This is a genomic window from Paraglaciecola sp. (genome assembly GCF_051252315.1).
Classification (GTDB): domain Bacteria; phylum Pseudomonadota; class Gammaproteobacteria; order Enterobacterales; family Alteromonadaceae; genus Paraglaciecola.
Genome location: NZ_JBPOFP010000052.1, coordinates 1 through 16,490, shown reverse-complemented (window position 1 = coordinate 16,490; position 16,490 = coordinate 1). Strand labels below are relative to the sequence as shown.

Annotated in this window: 16 protein-coding genes; 7 read left to right on the top strand and 9 right to left on the bottom strand. The window is 39.2% G+C overall.

Annotated elements, in window-relative coordinates; translation table 11 throughout:
• Positions 1-122: 122 nt before the first annotated feature.
• The 3 genes from gluQRS to sfsA all read right to left on the bottom strand — a co-directional run bounded on the left by gluQRS (position 123) and on the right by sfsA (position 2,427).
• A complete protein-coding gene (gluQRS, locus tag ACSHXM_RS11795) occupies positions 123-1,043 on the bottom strand; it encodes a tRNA glutamyl-Q(34) synthetase GluQRS (RefSeq protein WP_435688969.1) in 921 nt (306 codons plus the stop codon).
• Positions 1,044-1,111: 68 nt separating this feature from the next.
• Positions 1,112-1,561 (bottom strand): RNA polymerase-binding protein DksA, encoded by a 450-nt coding sequence (dksA, locus tag ACSHXM_RS11790; RefSeq protein ID WP_435688968.1) that lies wholly within the window; start codon positions 1,559-1,561, stop codon positions 1,112-1,114.
• A gap of 152 nt (positions 1,562-1,713) precedes the next feature.
• Complete coding sequence (gene sfsA, locus ACSHXM_RS11785; protein WP_435688967.1) at positions 1,714-2,427, bottom strand: DNA/RNA nuclease SfsA; 714 nt, start codon at positions 2,425-2,427, stop codon at positions 1,714-1,716.
• 62 nt (positions 2,428-2,489) lie between these two features.
• On the opposite strand from sfsA, the gene pepB reads away from it, so the two are divergent.
• The gene (gene pepB, locus ACSHXM_RS11780) at positions 2,490-3,776 is read left to right on the top strand and encodes an aminopeptidase PepB (protein ID WP_435688966.1); all 1,287 of its coding nucleotides are present in this window, start codon (positions 2,490-2,492) and stop codon (positions 3,774-3,776) included.
• A 78-nt stretch (positions 3,777-3,854) separates the two neighbouring features.
• On the opposite strand, the gene ACSHXM_RS11775 is transcribed toward pepB, so the two are convergent.
• Positions 3,855-4,037 (bottom strand): helix-turn-helix domain-containing protein, encoded by a 183-nt coding sequence (locus tag ACSHXM_RS11775; protein WP_435688965.1) that lies wholly within the window; start codon positions 4,035-4,037, stop codon positions 3,855-3,857.
• Positions 4,038-4,384: 347 nt separating this feature from the next.
• Between ACSHXM_RS11775 and ACSHXM_RS11770 the strand changes: the two genes are divergently transcribed.
• A complete protein-coding gene (locus ACSHXM_RS11770) occupies positions 4,385-4,975 on the top strand; it encodes a YhgN family NAAT transporter (protein WP_435688964.1) in 591 nt (196 codons plus the stop codon).
• A gap of 56 nt (positions 4,976-5,031) precedes the next feature.
• The gene (locus ACSHXM_RS11765; protein ID WP_435688963.1) at positions 5,032-5,619 is read left to right on the top strand and encodes a YjaG family protein; all 588 of its coding nucleotides are present in this window, start codon (positions 5,032-5,034) and stop codon (positions 5,617-5,619) included.
• Between the two features lie 26 nt (positions 5,620-5,645).
• Here ACSHXM_RS11765 and rsmD read toward each other — a convergent pair whose 3' ends face one another.
• Positions 5,646-6,233, bottom strand: a complete 588-nt coding sequence (rsmD, locus tag ACSHXM_RS11760) for a 16S rRNA (guanine(966)-N(2))-methyltransferase RsmD (protein WP_435688962.1) — start codon at positions 6,231-6,233, stop codon at positions 5,646-5,648.
• Between the two features lie 84 nt (positions 6,234-6,317).
• Between rsmD and ftsY the strand changes: the two genes are divergently transcribed.
• The 3 genes from ftsY to ftsX are packed head-to-tail and all read left to right on the top strand — an operon-like array spanning position 6,318 to position 9,426.
• Entirely contained in the window at positions 6,318-7,712 is a 1,395-nt protein-coding gene (gene ftsY / locus ACSHXM_RS11755) for a signal recognition particle-docking protein FtsY (RefSeq protein ID WP_435688961.1), read from the top strand.
• Positions 7,713-7,719: 7 nt separating this feature from the next.
• A complete protein-coding gene (ftsE, locus tag ACSHXM_RS11750; protein WP_235310962.1) occupies positions 7,720-8,415 on the top strand; it encodes a cell division ATP-binding protein FtsE in 696 nt (231 codons plus the stop codon).
• A gap of 30 nt (positions 8,416-8,445) precedes the next feature.
• Positions 8,446-9,426, top strand: a complete 981-nt coding sequence (ftsX, locus tag ACSHXM_RS11745; protein ID WP_435688960.1) for a permease-like cell division protein FtsX — start codon at positions 8,446-8,448, stop codon at positions 9,424-9,426.
• A gap of 50 nt (positions 9,427-9,476) precedes the next feature.
• On the opposite strand, the gene ilvA is transcribed toward ftsX, so the two are convergent.
• From ilvA to ACSHXM_RS11730, 3 genes are all read right to left on the bottom strand, one after another.
• Positions 9,477-11,027 (bottom strand): threonine ammonia-lyase, biosynthetic, encoded by a 1,551-nt coding sequence (gene ilvA, locus ACSHXM_RS11740; RefSeq protein ID WP_435688959.1) that lies wholly within the window; start codon positions 11,025-11,027, stop codon positions 9,477-9,479.
• A complete protein-coding gene (ilvD, locus tag ACSHXM_RS11735) occupies positions 11,027-12,874 on the bottom strand; it encodes a dihydroxy-acid dehydratase (RefSeq protein WP_435688958.1) in 1,848 nt (615 codons plus the stop codon). The genes ilvA and ilvD overlap by 1 nt, the downstream gene beginning before the upstream one ends.
• Before the next feature lie 258 nt (positions 12,875-13,132).
• The gene (locus ACSHXM_RS11730) at positions 13,133-13,996 is read right to left on the bottom strand and encodes a prohibitin family protein (protein ID WP_435688957.1); all 864 of its coding nucleotides are present in this window, start codon (positions 13,994-13,996) and stop codon (positions 13,133-13,135) included.
• A gap of 199 nt (positions 13,997-14,195) precedes the next feature.
• Here ACSHXM_RS11730 and ACSHXM_RS11725 point away from each other — a divergent pair, with 199 nt between their 5' ends.
• Positions 14,196-15,710: a YifB family Mg chelatase-like AAA ATPase gene (locus ACSHXM_RS11725; RefSeq protein ID WP_435688956.1), complete on the top strand. Its 1,515-nt coding sequence runs from the start codon at positions 14,196-14,198 to the stop codon at positions 15,708-15,710.
• Between the two features lie 190 nt (positions 15,711-15,900).
• Here ACSHXM_RS11725 and ACSHXM_RS11720 read toward each other — a convergent pair whose 3' ends face one another.
• The gene (locus ACSHXM_RS11720) at positions 15,901-16,464 is read right to left on the bottom strand and encodes a hypothetical protein (protein ID WP_435688955.1); all 564 of its coding nucleotides are present in this window, start codon (positions 16,462-16,464) and stop codon (positions 15,901-15,903) included.
• Between the last annotated feature and the right edge of the window lie 26 nt (positions 16,465-16,490).

Sequence of the window (16,490 nt, the reverse complement as noted above, 5' to 3'; positions counted from 1 at the left end):
CAACAAGATCTGCAGGCTTGTCTGCATTTTTAGGACGTAACGCCCCTTTTACCTTGTCTATCACTCGAGAAATAATAACAAATGCTCCTGTACTCAATGCGAGCTAAAAATTTGGGCGCCAATCATAACGTGTCTTCCCCCGCAATTCTATTATCAATGCGCTCAGTTATAGCTTCTACGTTAGTTATTTGCCAATTTGTAATCGCCCAGCTCAAAATCTCTGAAACTGACTCACTCATTAGTGTATTTGGGACCTGCATTCCTAAAAATTTTAAGGCAGACACCAAGTTATTAGAAGCAAACTTATTATTAACAGCCGCAGCGTGATTTTGCTTGCTTAATTTTTTTCCCGGTTCAGACACTACAACAGGAAAATGTAAAAACTTGGGAATGGGGTATTCAAACGCATTATACAGGCCAATTTGATACGCTGTAGCAGACAATAAGTCTGCTCCTCTTGCAATTTCAGTTATGTTTTGCTGCATATCATCCACTACCACAGCTAACTGATAAGCAAATAGCCCGTCTTTTCGACGAATCGCAAATTGAGAAGCCAATTGACTTTGATCAAAGACAACTCGACCTAACAACTCATCATCAAAATGCCTGCTTGGCTGTGAAAATTTAAATCGGGTTGCGTGATTTTTAGATGGATAGTTTTGATCAAGGCATTCACACACTTGTTGTCTATCTAAACGAGATAATTGCACACGAGTGCATCGACAATGGTAACTCAAGCCCTGCTGATGCAACCAATCTATCTTAGATTGGTATAGAGCACTACGATCACTTTGATAAACAACAGATTCGTCCCAATAAAGTTGATGGGCTTCTAGACAACGTAAAATACTATCACTGGCTCCAAGAATTTCTCTAGGAGGGTCTATATCTTCAATACGAAGTAACCACTTACCTCCATTTGACTTTGCCTGTAAGTAGCTACCTAACGCTGTAACCAAAGAGCCAAAATGAAGAGGACCAGAAGGAGAGGGAGCAAAGCGCCCTACATAATTATATGCATCATGAGGATGTGAAGAAGACAAGAAGTCGAAATCAACTAAGTCAGTGACTTAATACTCCACTCAAATTGATTTGAGTGGAGCTCACAAAACTAACCTTGAAGTTGCTTTTCTTTTATTTCTGCCATGGTTTTACAATCGATACACATATCGGCAGTTGGTCTGGCTTCTAGACGACGTACACCAATTTCGATACCACAAGCATCACAAAAACCAAAATCATCTTCATCAATTCGTTTAAGTGTCTTTTCGATTTTCTTAATCAGTTTACGCTCTCTATCACGAGTACGTAATTCAAGGCTAAACTCTTCTTCTTGAGCAGCGCGATCAACTGGGTCTGGAAAGTTAGCAGCTTCGTCTTGCATATGATGAACAGTACGATCAACTTCTTGACGTAACTGATCTCTCCAGGCTTTAAGCAATAAATTAAAATGCTTTAATTGAGCATCGCTCATATACTCTTCGCCTTTTTTCTCCTCATAAGGAGTCAATCCGGCTAAAGCTAATAATCCAAGTGTTTTATTTGTTTTTGTTGTTGGCATCTGCCAATTCTCCTAAACTACGGCACGAGCTGTCATGTGCAGGCGGCTATGTATATCAGAAAGCCATTACACAGGCAATTTATTTGCGTTCAGCTTTTCCGCTGGAATAAAATCTATTTTGAGCAGGCTATATGGTTCCTTTGTTGGAAAAATCAACTATTAACGTTAATAAAAAACTTCAGAGTTTGATTTATATAGATATTTTCTGCATCGATGTGACAACCATAACACAATATTTCGACACCATTTTCAATAGCCAATTTCAATTCGTTAGCATAATCAGGATCAATATGCTCAGCAACACTCATTAATTCAATCCCCGTATGCTGCACACAAAAGAGTAGTACCGCCCGTTTACCTTGTTTAACTATAGAGCTTAGTTCTCTTAAATGTTTTTGTCCTCTGATTGTTTTGGCATCGGGAAAATAACCCACTTCATTTTGTAATAATGTGACCGATTTCACTTCCACGTAACAATCAAGCCTATCATCAGACGTTAATAAAAAGTCTACCCGACTATTTTCTTCACCAAACTTAACTTCTGATTGGTGACGGCTATATCCATCTAACTCTGAAATGACATTCTGTTCTAAAGCTTCTTTTACAATAGCATTGGCTTTATGAGTATTAACACCTATCCAGTGATGTTTTGCCGTTTTAACAACCTCCCAAGTGTAAGCCAATTTGCGCTTAGGATTAGTACTAGGTGATAGCCAAACTAACCACCCAGCCTCTGCACAACCTGTCATTGCCCCAGTATTGGGACAATGTGCTGTTACCACACTGCCGTCTTCTAATTGAACATCAGCTAAAAAACGTTTGTATCGTTTAATTAACGTACCTTGGATTAATTTTGGGTATTGCATATAAATTAAAAACGGAGAATTTGCGTGGTATTCTAACAAATATATAGTTGATTGGAGTAATCATGTCTCGTTTATCTATCGTTCTTACAACGCAGCCACCTGCAGAGTTTTATGCACCTAACTCGGTTCTAAGTATAGAAAATAATCAGGCCAGTATTCATATATCTGAACAAGATAATAATTTAGCGATAATTCAAAAAGCGGGTCGACAATTAGATGCTTTAGGTATTCTGCAAGTTGTTTTAGAGGGGGAATGGGAAATTGAACAACAGTGGGCTTTGGCTCAAAGCTTCACAACCACCCAAAAACAATTGCATATTCAATGGTGTGATGACATCAATAAGCCTGAATTAATGAACCGTTACCAATGTATGTTATTTACTCGTAACCTCATTAATTCAACCCCAGAAGATCTATCACCTGAGATATTGGCTAAAAAATGTGTGAATTGGCTACAATCCCTTACAGAACAATCCATTCATTACTCTTTGTGTACTGGAGAACAGTTAAAAGAACAAGGATGGATGGGTATTTATCATGTTGGAAGAGGCAGTACTCGTCCTCCAGTATTATTGGAATTAGATTTTAATCCTACCGGAAATCCAGATACACCCGTATCAACTTGCCTAGTCGGCAAGGGTATTACTTTTGATAGCGGTGGTTACAGCATTAAAAGTAGTGAGGGCATGCTCAGTATGAAATGTGACATGGGTGGGGCCGCAACAGTGACTGGTGGATTAGGTTTAGCAATACTTAGGGGGTTACAAAAAAGAGTTAAACTCTTTTTATGCTGTGCTGAAAACTTAATCAGTGGCCATGCATACAAACTTGGCGATGTTATTACTTACAAAAATGGCACTAGTGTAGAAGTGGTAAATACTGATGCGGAAGGAAGACTAGTTTTAGCCGACGGATTACTTGCGGCAAGTGCAACAGGCAGTAATTTGATTTTAGATGCAGCGACTCTAACAGGAGCCGCACAAGTTGCTCTGGGCACTGAGTACAATGCATTTTTCTCTCTAGACAAATCGCTTGAGCAACGGCTTCTTAACTATGCAAACGAGGAGCAAGAGCCGGCTTGGTCTTTACCCCTAGAAAAATGGCATAAAAACAAATGCCCGTCTGCTTTTGCTGATACAGCAAACAGTAGACCTCAAAAAGGAGGTGGGGGTGGCGGAGCATCTAATGCAGCGGGTTTCCTATCTCGTTTTGTTAACGAACAAGGCTCAGGCTGGCTACATATCGATTTAGCCGCAGCATATAATTCAGGAAATACAACACATTTGCCGGCAGGCGCTACCGCGCAAGGATTCAGGACAATAGCCAAGGCACTACTTGAAGAGCAATAGTTACCTAAATAAACTAGAGAAAAAAAGTAAATATGCAAAAGGTTGAGTTTACCTCACCCTTTTGCAGTTTATCGATGGCTAAATACCGCCTAAGCGTTCAGCAAGTACTTTATATTTTTCTACAGCATCTTTTTCAAACAATGGATTCCCGCTAGCGTCTTTATCAGCGGAAATTAATAAACTTTCTCTTTCTAATCTTTCAACTCGTACATCTTGTACACCTAGAAATTCTGCTACTTGTGCTACTGTCATTAGACTCATAAGTCTATCCTCACATATTTTTATAATAATGATGATGTTTTAGTAAAGCTTAAAGATTAATAATTGCTAGTTCAATTTATCATCCATTAAAGAGATACAAAATCACTAATGGATTTTGTATTCCACCATTAAATCATCAAGCTATTGAAATTAAAACTATTTTTATTTCTATATTTTAAAATAGTCACTCAGCTAACCTAACACAATATTTTTCATTACTAATTTTGGTGAATACCATTTATTTATACGCTGACATAAAAATTCAATTAATTAATAAAGACTAAGCTTACAACCAAATAAGGTGATATAAATTGACTAATACCGACACTGAAAAGTAGAGCCCCTATATGGATACTTGGTCAGCAGCTATAACATTAATCTTAATTATGGATCCCCTCGGGAATTTACCTGTGTTTATGTCTGTCTTAAAAAGTATAGAGCCTAAACGCAGGAAAATTGTATTAGCCAGAGAACTAATATTCTCGCTTATTATAATGTTCACTTTTTTGTTTAGTGGCCAAGTTGTCTTGGATTTTTTAAATGTGCGCCAAGAGTCTGTTAGCATAGCCGGCGGTATCATTTTATTTTTAATTGGATTAAAAATGATCTTTCCTCAACCAGGCGGAATAACAGGATTACCTTCTGGGGAAGAACCTTTTATTGTCCCATTAGCCATCCCCATGATAGCCGGTCCATCTGTGTTAGCAGCACTCATATTATTAGCTAATCAAGACCTTAGCCGTATGTTAGACTGGTCGCTGGCTCTAGGAGGAGCATGGCTGTTTTCGGCCACTATATTAATGCTATCAGGGACTTTTCACAGATTATTAGGGGAAAGAGGCTTAACCGCTATAGAACGTTTGATGGGTATGATTTTAATCATGATTTCTATTCAAATGTTACTTGACGGGATTGGTAATTATTATTCGTTAGGTTAAATTTGACATTAGCTAAGCATTAATTCAATTGTAGACTTCGCAAAAAAGAGAATAAATTGACTAAGAAATTAAATATTTTTCAACAAGTTAGAGACTTAACAGGTTGGCATGCAGTGGCATTTTCAGCCACATTATTAGAGAGAATGTTACCTAACTACGTTTTATTTTGTGAAGTAAGTGAATTTGCCGATCCATCTCAATACCGTAAAACGCTAAATTCAATCTGGGAATGGTTAGCCTCTCCTAAAAGTAAAATCAATTTTGCTGCCCAGTTAGAAAAAATAGAAGACCTAGTACCAGATGCTAGTGACTACGATAACTACGGTGTTTATCCGGCAATTGACGTAGCAATGTCAATGTCTGCCACCATATTGCTAATCCAAAATGAAGATTTACAAGGTGCTGTTGTGGTCAGTAAGTTATCGCAAGGTGGAGTTGAAGCTTTCATAGAAGCCAGCGCTGAACAAACACTTGAGGCAGACGAGATTAAACAACACCCTTTAATGCAGTGGGAAATCGAAACCCAACAAGAACTACTAGTCTTATTAAATAAAAGTCCAAAAAATGCTGAAACCTGCCATCAACTCAAAACGCTAGCTACTGCAGAAGGCATGAGTAATATTGGGATTGAGATACCAGACTAAAAAAGTTAAAACACTCTAAATTAAGTTTAACTCACCTTTTGATAAAGTCTTACAAGGACTTGAGAGGTCTTTTTCTCTTTTAGTATTTGCCAATCTGTAGGTGTTGAATACTGCGCCTGCCCTTCACTTTCGATATAAATGACACCACCTGGCGCTAACAAGTCCAAATTTGATATTTTATTAATAACAGCTGGTAACAAATTTTTATTAAAAGGGGGATCTAAAAATATCAAATCAAACTGATCGCCCAATTGGTTTAATACCTGCTCAGCGTTACCTTGAGACACTCTGGCTTGATCAGATGTAATACCTAGTAATTGAATATTTTCGTTTAATTTTTTAACTGCTTTTTTATCTAATTCAACGAATATTGTAGATTGTGCGTATCTAGATAAAGCTTCAAAGCCTAATCCACCACTTCCAGCAAAAGCATCTAAACATTTTGCATCTTGGGTATATGGCATCAGCCAATTAAATAAAGTCTCTTTATTTCTATCTGTAGTTGGCCTTAACCCTTGTACATTAATAACGGGTAATTTTCGCCCGCGCCAACGGCCACTAATGATACGAATTGCACCATTTGTTTTTTGAGGTGTTTTTACGTCTCGCTTCATTTGGGGTAGAAATGCTATTATTGGAAATATGTAACACTAGTGTACTTAATTAACTCAACGAAATTCCAAGGATTTTTCAACTGTATGTCAAAGTTTTTCAATTGGCTCAAAAAAGATAAGAAACCGCAAGAGTCTGTAGAGCAGGAAATAGATCCTAAAAATTCAGATAATGAGCAAGCGAATGAAACTCAAAATGAATTAAAGAACAATAATTCTGAAAAAGACAAAATACTGTCAAAAGCCAATGAAAATGTAGATTCTTCACAAAATATCGCTTCAGACTCAGCACTTCATTCAGAGACTAAAATTGATGAGAATTCAAATTTAGAAACTAGTCATTCTTATATAGAAACCTCACATTCTATAGACTCATCGGAACAAAAAACCGTCGACAACAATGCGTTAGAACCGAGTATGGAATCAGAGGAAAATCTGACTCCCGAGTCTAAACTTGTGACAGAAGAAACAGAGAAAGATACCGTTGAACAAATTGTAGAAAGCGAACCGGTCAAAAAAGAAGCAGAGAAACCAGAAAAAACAGGTTTTTTTGGCAAGCTAAAGCGCAGTTTATCCCGCACCAAAGAAAGCATTGGTAGCGGTATAATTGGTTTATTTCGTGGTAAAGCAATTGACGACGAATTGTTTGAGGAATTAGAAACCCAATTACTCGTCGCTGATTTAGGTATGAACACCACGGTAAAATTAATTGATCAACTCACTGAAACTTCTAATCGTAAACAGTTGAAAGACGGCGAAGCCTTATACCAAATACTTAAAGAACAAATGTCCAATATTTTGAGCAAGGTTGAAAGCCCATTAACACTCTCATCACCCAATGGCCCATTTGTGATTTTGATGGTAGGAGTGAATGGTGTAGGTAAAACCACAACTATCGGAAAAATGGCTAAACAATTTCAGCAACAAGGCAAAAAAGTCATGTTAGCCGCTGGTGATACCTTTAGAGCTGCAGCCGTTGAACAATTACAAGTGTGGGGAGAACGTAACGACATTCCTGTCGTTGCCCAACAAACGGGCTCTGACAGTGCTTCCGTTATATTTGATGCTTTCCAATCTGCACAGGCAAAAAATATTGATGTATTAATTGCCGACACAGCAGGTCGATTACAAAATAAAGACCACCTAATGGAAGAGTTAAAGAAGGTAGTCCGTGTGATGAAAAAGATTTCACCGGAAGCACCACACGAAATCATGCTCACTCTAGACGCTAGCACCGGCCAAAATGCGGTTAGCCAAACAAAACTCTTCCACGAAGCAGTCGGGTTAACCGGCATAAGCCTAACTAAATTAGATGGTACAGCAAAAGGCGGAGTGATATTTTCGATTGCTGATGAATTTGAAATCCCTATTCGTTATATTGGAATCGGCGAAGGTATTGATGATTTACGTCCTTTCAATAGCCAAGATTTTGTTAACGCTTTATTTACTGAACCCGAAGGTCAATCAGAACAGGTAAGTTAAAACACTTATGATTAAGTTTGAGCAGGTAAGCAAGACCTACCCTGGTGGGCAGCAAGCTTTAAGGAAAGTCGATTTTCATATCGAACCAGGTGAAATGGCTTTTTTAACCGGACACTCAGGTGCTGGCAAAAGCACATTGCTCAAGCTCATTTCTATTATGGAAAGGCCCACAGTTGGCAAAGTTCTCATCAATGGGCATGACTTATCCAACATCCAACGTAAACAGATTGCTTATATTCGTCGTGATATCGGCATGATTTTTCAAAGCCATCAATTATTAATGGATAAAACCGTTTTTGATAATGTAGCGCTACCATTGGTTATCGAAGGTTATTCACACAAAGAAATAGCAAAACGTGTACATGCAGCATTAGAGATGGTGGGCCTTAGAGACAAGATTAAAAATTCTCCAATGATGCTATCAGGTGGTGAACAACAAAGAGTCGGTATCGCAAGAGCCGTAGTCAATAAACCTCCTTTGTTATTAGCAGATGAGCCAACAGGTAACTTAGATCCCAAACTTTCCATGGAAATCATTCGCCTATTCGAAGATTTTAATCAAGCCGGTGTCTCTGTTTTTATTGCGACTCACGATTTAGGTTTAATCGCTCGCATGAAATATCGAACATTAACCCTTAAACAAGGACAAATGATCACAGATGGGCTCGATGAAGAGTTTCAAACTGATGATTTGTACGTTTAATTCCACTCTTAATATTATGTAGGTTTGTCGATGAGCATTTTATTTAAAGGCAGAGTACAAGGTGCGCAAATAGCCCAAGTTTCTTCAGTACAGCGCATTATCATGTTTTTTGTCAGCCATGTTAGACAAGCTTTAGGCAGCTTAGGGGAGTTATGGCGTTCCCGTATGTCATCTATTATGACGATTGGTGTATTGGGGCTAAGTATTACCTTACCCAGTACTTTGTATGTCATGGTAAAAAACGCTGAACAGGTGAGTTCGGGTTGGGAGCAAGCTTCACAGATTTCGTTATTCTTAAAAGAAAATGCGAGCAAACGTGAAGTCGACCAGCTGTTAACACGCATCCAACTTTGGCCAGAAGTGGATTCAATTGATTTTATTTCTGCAGAAAAAGCCTTAAACGAATTTAAACAGCTATCAGGCTTTGGCGATGCCATCACCTATTTGGATAAAAATCCATTACCTAACGTAGTGTTAGTTACACCGACGAGCCGACATGCAGGGCCAACAGCAGCCAGAATATTATTAGAAAAGCTTAAATCTGAAAGAGAAGTCGATATTGGAAAACTTGATATAGAGTGGCTCGAACGACTGCATGGCTTATTAAATGTCGTAAAAGAGCTAGTCACTGTTATCGCATTATTACTATTTTTAGCCGTTGTACTGATAATCGGAAATACCATTCGGTTAAACATTCTGAGCAAGAAAGACGAAATATTAGTCATGAAACTGGTCGGAGCAACCGACGCATTTATCCAAAGACCATTCATGTACACGGGTTTTTGGTATGGGTTTTTAGGTGGGATTTTAGCTTGGTTTGCTGTGATTATACTGCTGTGGTGGATGAGCAGTAGCATTCAAACAGTTAGTGCACTTTATCAAAAAAACTTTAATATTACGGGGGTAGATTTTAGTACATTTATCATAATGATCTCAGTATCAATATTCTTAGGATTAAGTGGCTCTTTGTTATCTGTTCGCCGACATGTAAGAGAAATAGAGCCTAAATAACTATTAATTGCTTGGGCTAATTAGCAATACTAATTCCATTAAATACTCAACTACTCAGACACACCGTTTAAACCTGACAAGAAAAATTTATAAGCAGGGTTGTCAGTTTGTTCTTCATAGGTGTAACCCAACTTAGCTAAGTGCTGATCAAATTCAGCACGTTCTTCATCAGCAATATCAAAGCCAACTAAAACTAAACCTTCTGCAGCACCATGATTACGATAATGGAAAAGAGTAATATTCCAGTTTTCGCCTAACGTGTCCAAAAATGTCATTAACGCGCCTGGGTATTCAGGAAATTCAAAGGAGAATAATTTTTCATTTAACAAACCTGGGGGACGACCACCCACCATGTATCGTACATGTAACTTAGCCATTTCATTATCAGATAAATTAAAACATTGATAACCTTTATCGTTTAATTGAATGGTTAGTTGCTCATATTCAACTTGGCCTTCACGTAACTTAATACCTACAAAAATATGCGCTTCACCGTCAGTTGAATAACGATAATTAAACTCAGTAATAGCTCGGCCACCTAAGGTTTCGCAAAACTCTCTAAAAGCCCCTTTACGCTCAGGGATCTTCACAGCCATCACAGCTTCTTTTTGTTCACCTAGTTCACAACGTTCAGAAACATAACGAAGGGTGTGAAAATTAATATTGGCACCACACAAAATACCGCCAATCTTTTTGCCTGTCATTGGGTTGGACTGTAAGTATTTACGAATGCCAGCCACTGACAAAGCACCGGCAGGTTCGGCAATCACTCGAGTGTCATCAAAAATATCTTTAATCGCCGCGCAAATTTCATCAGTACTGACACTGATCACTTCATCTACATATTGTTGACATAACCTAAACGGCTCTTCACCAATGATCTTAACCGCAACACCATCGGCAAAAATTCCTACATGATTCAGAGGAACTGGTTTACCCGCCTGCATAGCTGCCGCTAAACAAGCTGATTCATCAGATTCTACGGCAATAATCTTTAAATCAGGCTTTAGATGTTTTAGAAAAACTGAGATACCGGCAATCAAACCGCCGCCACCTACTGCAATAAATAAGGTATCTAAATCAGGGTTTTGTTCGAGTAACTCACGAGCAATCGTACCTTGGCCAGCAATTACATCTGGATCATCAAAAGGCGCCACCATGGTATAGCCACATTCTTCTGAAAGGCGTAACGCTTCTGCTTTTGCTTGGTCAAAACTAGTGCCATGCAATACAACATTGGCGTATTCACCGCCAAACTTTTTTACGGCGTCGACTTTTATGTCGGGCGCCGTTTCTGGCATGACTATTGTCGCTTTAATCTTTTTCTTTCTTGCTGAATAAGCGACACCTTGTGCATGATTACCTGCAGAAGATGCCACCACACCGGCTTTTAGTTGAGCATCTGACAGCTGGCTTAACTTGTTGTAAGCCCCGCGCAATTTAAAAGACTTTACCGGTTGTTGGTCTTCCCGTTTTAGCCAAATATCATTACCTAAAGTTGCAGATAATTTATCTAATTTTTGCAAATCAGAATTCACCGCCACATCGTAGACGGGCGATAACAAAATACGCTTTAAATAATCATCGGCTGAGAGTGTCATTAGTCTTCTAATTTAGAAGCGTCGCGTACACCGCCTTTATCAGCACTAGTCGCTAACAAGGCATAAGCTTTAAGGGCTAACGTTACTTTACGCTCACGGGTAGCAGGCTTCCAAGGTTTAGCACTGTTGTTCATATTGTCACGCCTAACTTGTAAATCAGCATCACTGATATCCACACCAATTTTACGTCCCGGAATATCGATTAAGATAGTGTCACCTTCTTCAACCAAACCAATACCACCACCACTTGCAGCTTCTGGTGCACAGTGACCAATAGACAATCCTGAAGTACCGCCCGAGAAACGACCGTCAGTGATTAATGCGCACTCTTTCCCTAAACCTTTGGCTTTTAAGTAAGTCGTTGGATACAACATTTCTTGCATGCCTGGACCGCCTTTAGGGCCTTCGTAACGAATAATTACCACATCTCCGGCAACCACTTCATCACCTAATATGGCAGCAACTGCTTCATCTTGGCTTTCAAATATACGTGCACGGCCAGTAAATTTAAGAATTGACTCGTCTACCCCAGCAGTTTTTACAATACAGCCGTTTTCTGCGATATTCCCAAACAACACCGCAAGACCACCTTCTTCGCTGAAAGCGTTATCTATGCTTCGAATACAACCGTCTGCACGATCTGTATCAGCCGTTGGCCAACGACAATTTTGGCTGAAAGCTTTGGTCGTACGAATACCAGCCGGGCCAGCTTTATAAAATTCTAAGGCTTTTTCGTTTGCTGGATTAGTCACATCCCAATCTGCAATCACTTCACCCATGCTTTTACCTAATACATGAGAGCAATCTGCGTGTAGCAAACCTGCACGATTTATTTCAGCCAAAATACCTAACACACCACCTGCACGATGAACGTCTTCCATATGATATTTAGGCGTAGACGGAGCAACCTTACATAGTTGCGGAACCTTACGAGAAAGACGGTCAATGTCATCAAGGGTAAACGGAATTTCACCCTCAACCGCAGCCGCTAATAAATGTAAAATAGTGTTAGTTGAACCACCCATGGCAATGTCTAAACTCATGGCATTTTCGAATGCATCAAAGTTAGCGATGTTACGTGGTAAAACAGATGCATCGTCTTCTTCATAATAACGACGGCATAGCTCAACAATTTGTGTACCAGCTTGCTTAAATAAACCTTCACGGTCGGCATGAGTTGCCAACATAGAACCGTTACCAGGTAAAGACAGTCCTAGGGCTTCAGTTAGGCAATTCATTGAGTTTGCAGTAAACATACCAGAACACGAACCACAAGTAGGACATGCAGAACGTTCTACTTCGTCACTTTCGTCATCACTTACTTTGTCATCAACACCAGCAACCATGGCATCAACTAAATCCAATTTAATGATTTGGTCAGAAAGCTTAGTTTTACCTGCTTCCATTGGGCCGCCAGATACAAAAATAACCGGAATATTTAAACGTAAAGACGCCATTAACATGCCCGGAGTGATTTTGTCGCAGTTAGAGATACATACTATGGCATCTGCACAGTGAGCATTAACCATGTACTCTACCGAGTCAGCAATGATTTCGCGTGAAGGCAAGCTGTACAACATGCCACTATGACCCATAGCGATACCATCATCTACCGCAATAGTATTAAATTCTTTGGCTACACCACCTGCAGCTTCGATGCTACGAGCAACCAATTGGCCCATATCTTTTAAATGTACGTGACCCGGTACAAACTGAGTAAATGAGTTAGATACGGCTATGATGGGTTTATGAAAATCACCATCTTTCATACCAGTAGCGCGCCATAAGGCTCTGGCTCCGGCCATATTACGCCCTTGGGTGGTGGTAGCTGATCTTAACTTTGGCATTTTATTTACTCTTTCAAATAGGTTATATAAAAATCTTAATTTAGGGTTAACAAAGAAAAATGTTAACTATATGGTCTAAATCATACAGGTATTCAACCGAGTCAAGCATTCAAGATAGTTATACGATATGTAAACTTTTATTAATTTGGCGGTTTTTACCGCTTACGTCTCATTTAATTGTTCGTTGACTGTGACTTTAGGTGTGACTAACAATATAAAAATAGCCTAAAAATGCGCTCATAAGAGCGCATTTACCTATTATTTTGCTCTTAAATCCAAAATAGGCATATTTTGTCCGCTTAGGATAGTAGATGGTAATTTTCCATCCCAATTTTGCGCTTCCGTTAATTTTATTATCAAAGGATTGTCACCTAATGCCTGTGCTTTTGCTTTAATTGCTTCGGCCTCAGCTAAACCTTTAATTCGAATAGACTCTGCTTCGGCAATTGCGACTAACTCGATACCATCGGCTTTAGCTTTAGCGGTATTCACATCTCGTTGAGCTTCTAAATTTTGTCTTGCTAATTTATGCTCTTCGGCAGCCGCTAAATTTTTCTCTGTTTGTTTGGTTTCGATAGAGGTTAAATATTTTACTGGCAATTGAATATTTTCAATTTGAATATTATCTACCGTCACTGGGAAGTCTTTCATTTCTTCTATTAGGTTTGCTTCAATTGCTTGAATGGCAGTAGCTCTGTCTTGAATTAACCTTTCTGCATCAAACCGAGGAATCACATCTTTAGTAGCTGAACGAAATCTTGGATCTAAAATTCTACTTTCGAATTGTGACAATCCACCATACTGCCTAAATAACTCTAACGCAGCGGTTTTATCCACAGTCCAGTTAACACTCACACTCACAGTAACTGGCATTTGTTCTTTAGTACTTGATGCCATTTTTTCTTCGTTTTTACGTGTACGGACTTCAATTTCTTCTACGCTATCAATAAACGGTACTTTAAAATGTAAGCCAGGGTTTACCTGCTCTTTTGCTTCACTAAAACGTTTGACTATACCAATGTGACCTTCATTAACGGTATAAATCGAGCCCATAAGTATAATGACACCCACTAACCCTGTGACGACTGATTTGACCGGAAAGTTCGCTGCACTAATTTTCATATTAATTCCCTTAATTTAAATACAAACTCATTAATGTATTTGTGCAGAGCATACTATAGAACGCTCTTCCCAGAGACAAGTTCAAACATTAGAGGTAAAAATTAAAGGCAAACATTTAACTAACTTTAGGGCGAACAATTCGCAAAATCACAACTATTAGCTAAGTTTAAAGCTCCCCCTATGCAAAAGGAGTTGCAACGTGTCTCTTGCCATTGTTTATTCTCGAGCCAGTGTTGGCATTGATGCACCTTTAATCACAGTTGAAGTGCACTTAAGTAATGGTTTACCGTGTTTTAATTTAGTCGGTTTACCCGAAGCATCAGTAAGAGAAGCAAAAGACAGAGTCCGCAGTGCATTAATCAACTCAGGTTTTGAATTCCCCGCTAAACGGATCACGGTTAATTTAGCCCCTGCAGACTTACCTAAAGAAGGTGGGCGATTCGATTTGGCCATCGCAATTGGGATCATAGCCGCCACGTTAAAACTGCCTAAAGATAAACTCAATAATTTAGAATTAGCCGGGGAATTAGCTTTGTCTGGCGAACTTCGGCCTATTAATGGCGCATTACCTTTTGCCTATGCCACAACACAGGCTAACCGCAGCATCGTTTTGCCTAGGGAAAATGCCCCAGAAGCATCATTGATAAAACGCGCGAATATCATTCCAGTCTCTCAATTATTAGAAGTTTACAACCATATTTCAGGACAAGCAGCCTTGCCGTTATTTTCTAGTCAAGTCAAAGATATACAAGTTAATTACGAACAAGATTTGCAAGATGTAGTCGGTCAAGGCGGCGGAAAACGAGCGTTAGAAATAGCGGCGGCAGGTTCACACAATCTACTTTTCACAGGCCCTCCTGGCACAGGTAAAACCATGTTGGCCAGTCGTTTAATAACTATATTGCCCGACATGACTGACGAACAAGCCTTAGCGAGTGCGGCGATTCATTCAATTGTTGGCAAACCCGTTAACCCTGAAACTTGGAAACATAGAGCGTTCCGTCATCCACATCATACTAGTTCAGCTGTAGCATTAGTTGGAGGTGGCAGCATCCCCCGCCCTGGAGAAATATCTCTTGCCCACAATGGCGTTTTATTTTTAGACGAATTACCCGAATTTGACCGTAAAGTGTTAGACGTATTACGTGAACCTTTAGAGTCGGGAGTCGTGAATATTTCGCGGGCAGCTCGACAAGCCGAGTTCCCCGCCCAATTTCAATTAGTCGCAGCAATGAACCCTAGCCCAACGGGTAGCTTGAATGATGGTCGTTGCTCATCTGAACAAATATTGCGTTACCTAAATCGTATTTCAGGGCCATTTTTAGATAGGATCGATTTACAGGTAGATGTCCCCAAACTCGCCACCAATGAATTCTCAGAACAAGTCACTAATCGAGGAGAAAGCAGCCAAGTAGTGCGGCAAAGAGTCATCACTGCGTATCAAGTGCAACTCGAACGCGCTGGTAAAACCAATGCCCAGCTTGGTTCAAAAGAGGTCCAAAAATATTGCGAACTAAGTAAAGAAGACCAAGTGTTTTTACAAAATGCTGTTGAACAATTGGGATTATCGTTACGTACTTATCACAGAGTGTTAAAAGTCGCCCGCACGATAGCGGACTTGGGCCAACAACCCAAGGTTCAACGACAACATCTAGCCGAAGCACTTAATTATCGCGCCTTTGACCGCATGTTAGCGCAGTTGACAAATAACTGATTTTTCTCTTGGTTTTGGTAAGTTAACTACATGCATCGGGTATTCAAATAGTGTAAGCAGAGTTTTTTGAAAAACTAGTACGCTAACAACTCCAAAGCAGAACTCTACATCAAAAGCTCTGCTCAATTTTTAAAAGTGAGATTGTGAATATAATCTTTCACTTAACCTAATTTTAGACGTGAAAGGATTGTTATGACTTTAATGCCCTATTGCGAACTATAAAAACTAAGGCGGCGAATAAAATCCAATAAATAGAAGGAGACGGTACCTCTATGAATATGTCTGAACTCGCCTTTAACACTTTGATACTTTTTTCCCTACTATCGGCAACACCATCTGTTCGATTTTGGGTATTAAATAAAGGTGGTGTTTTTAGATCGCCAACCAGCCAATTATTGCCAAATATCCAAATGCCTAATTTGTCTAAACCCAACAGAGGTTGAGTCGTAAAGTTCAAATCCAAAAATAATGCATTTGAATCTCTTTTGCCAGCAGGGTCATGCGAAAAAAGTGCCGTTAAAGAATCAATAAAAATTGAGCTACCATTAAACCAAAATTCAGCATTGGTAATACCAGAATAATGATAATATCTCCAAGAAAACGGATCATCTGTGATTGAATCAGGCGCAGTTAAAGTATCCAGTTTGAAGATCAGCTCGAAAGTCGATCCATCATTTGGAGTAATAAGTAAATCTCCATCACCGCCAAATCTGACAACACTACTGTTATGATCTTCAATTATTCCAGAAAACATAATATTGTTTGTTTATTTAACTAAAT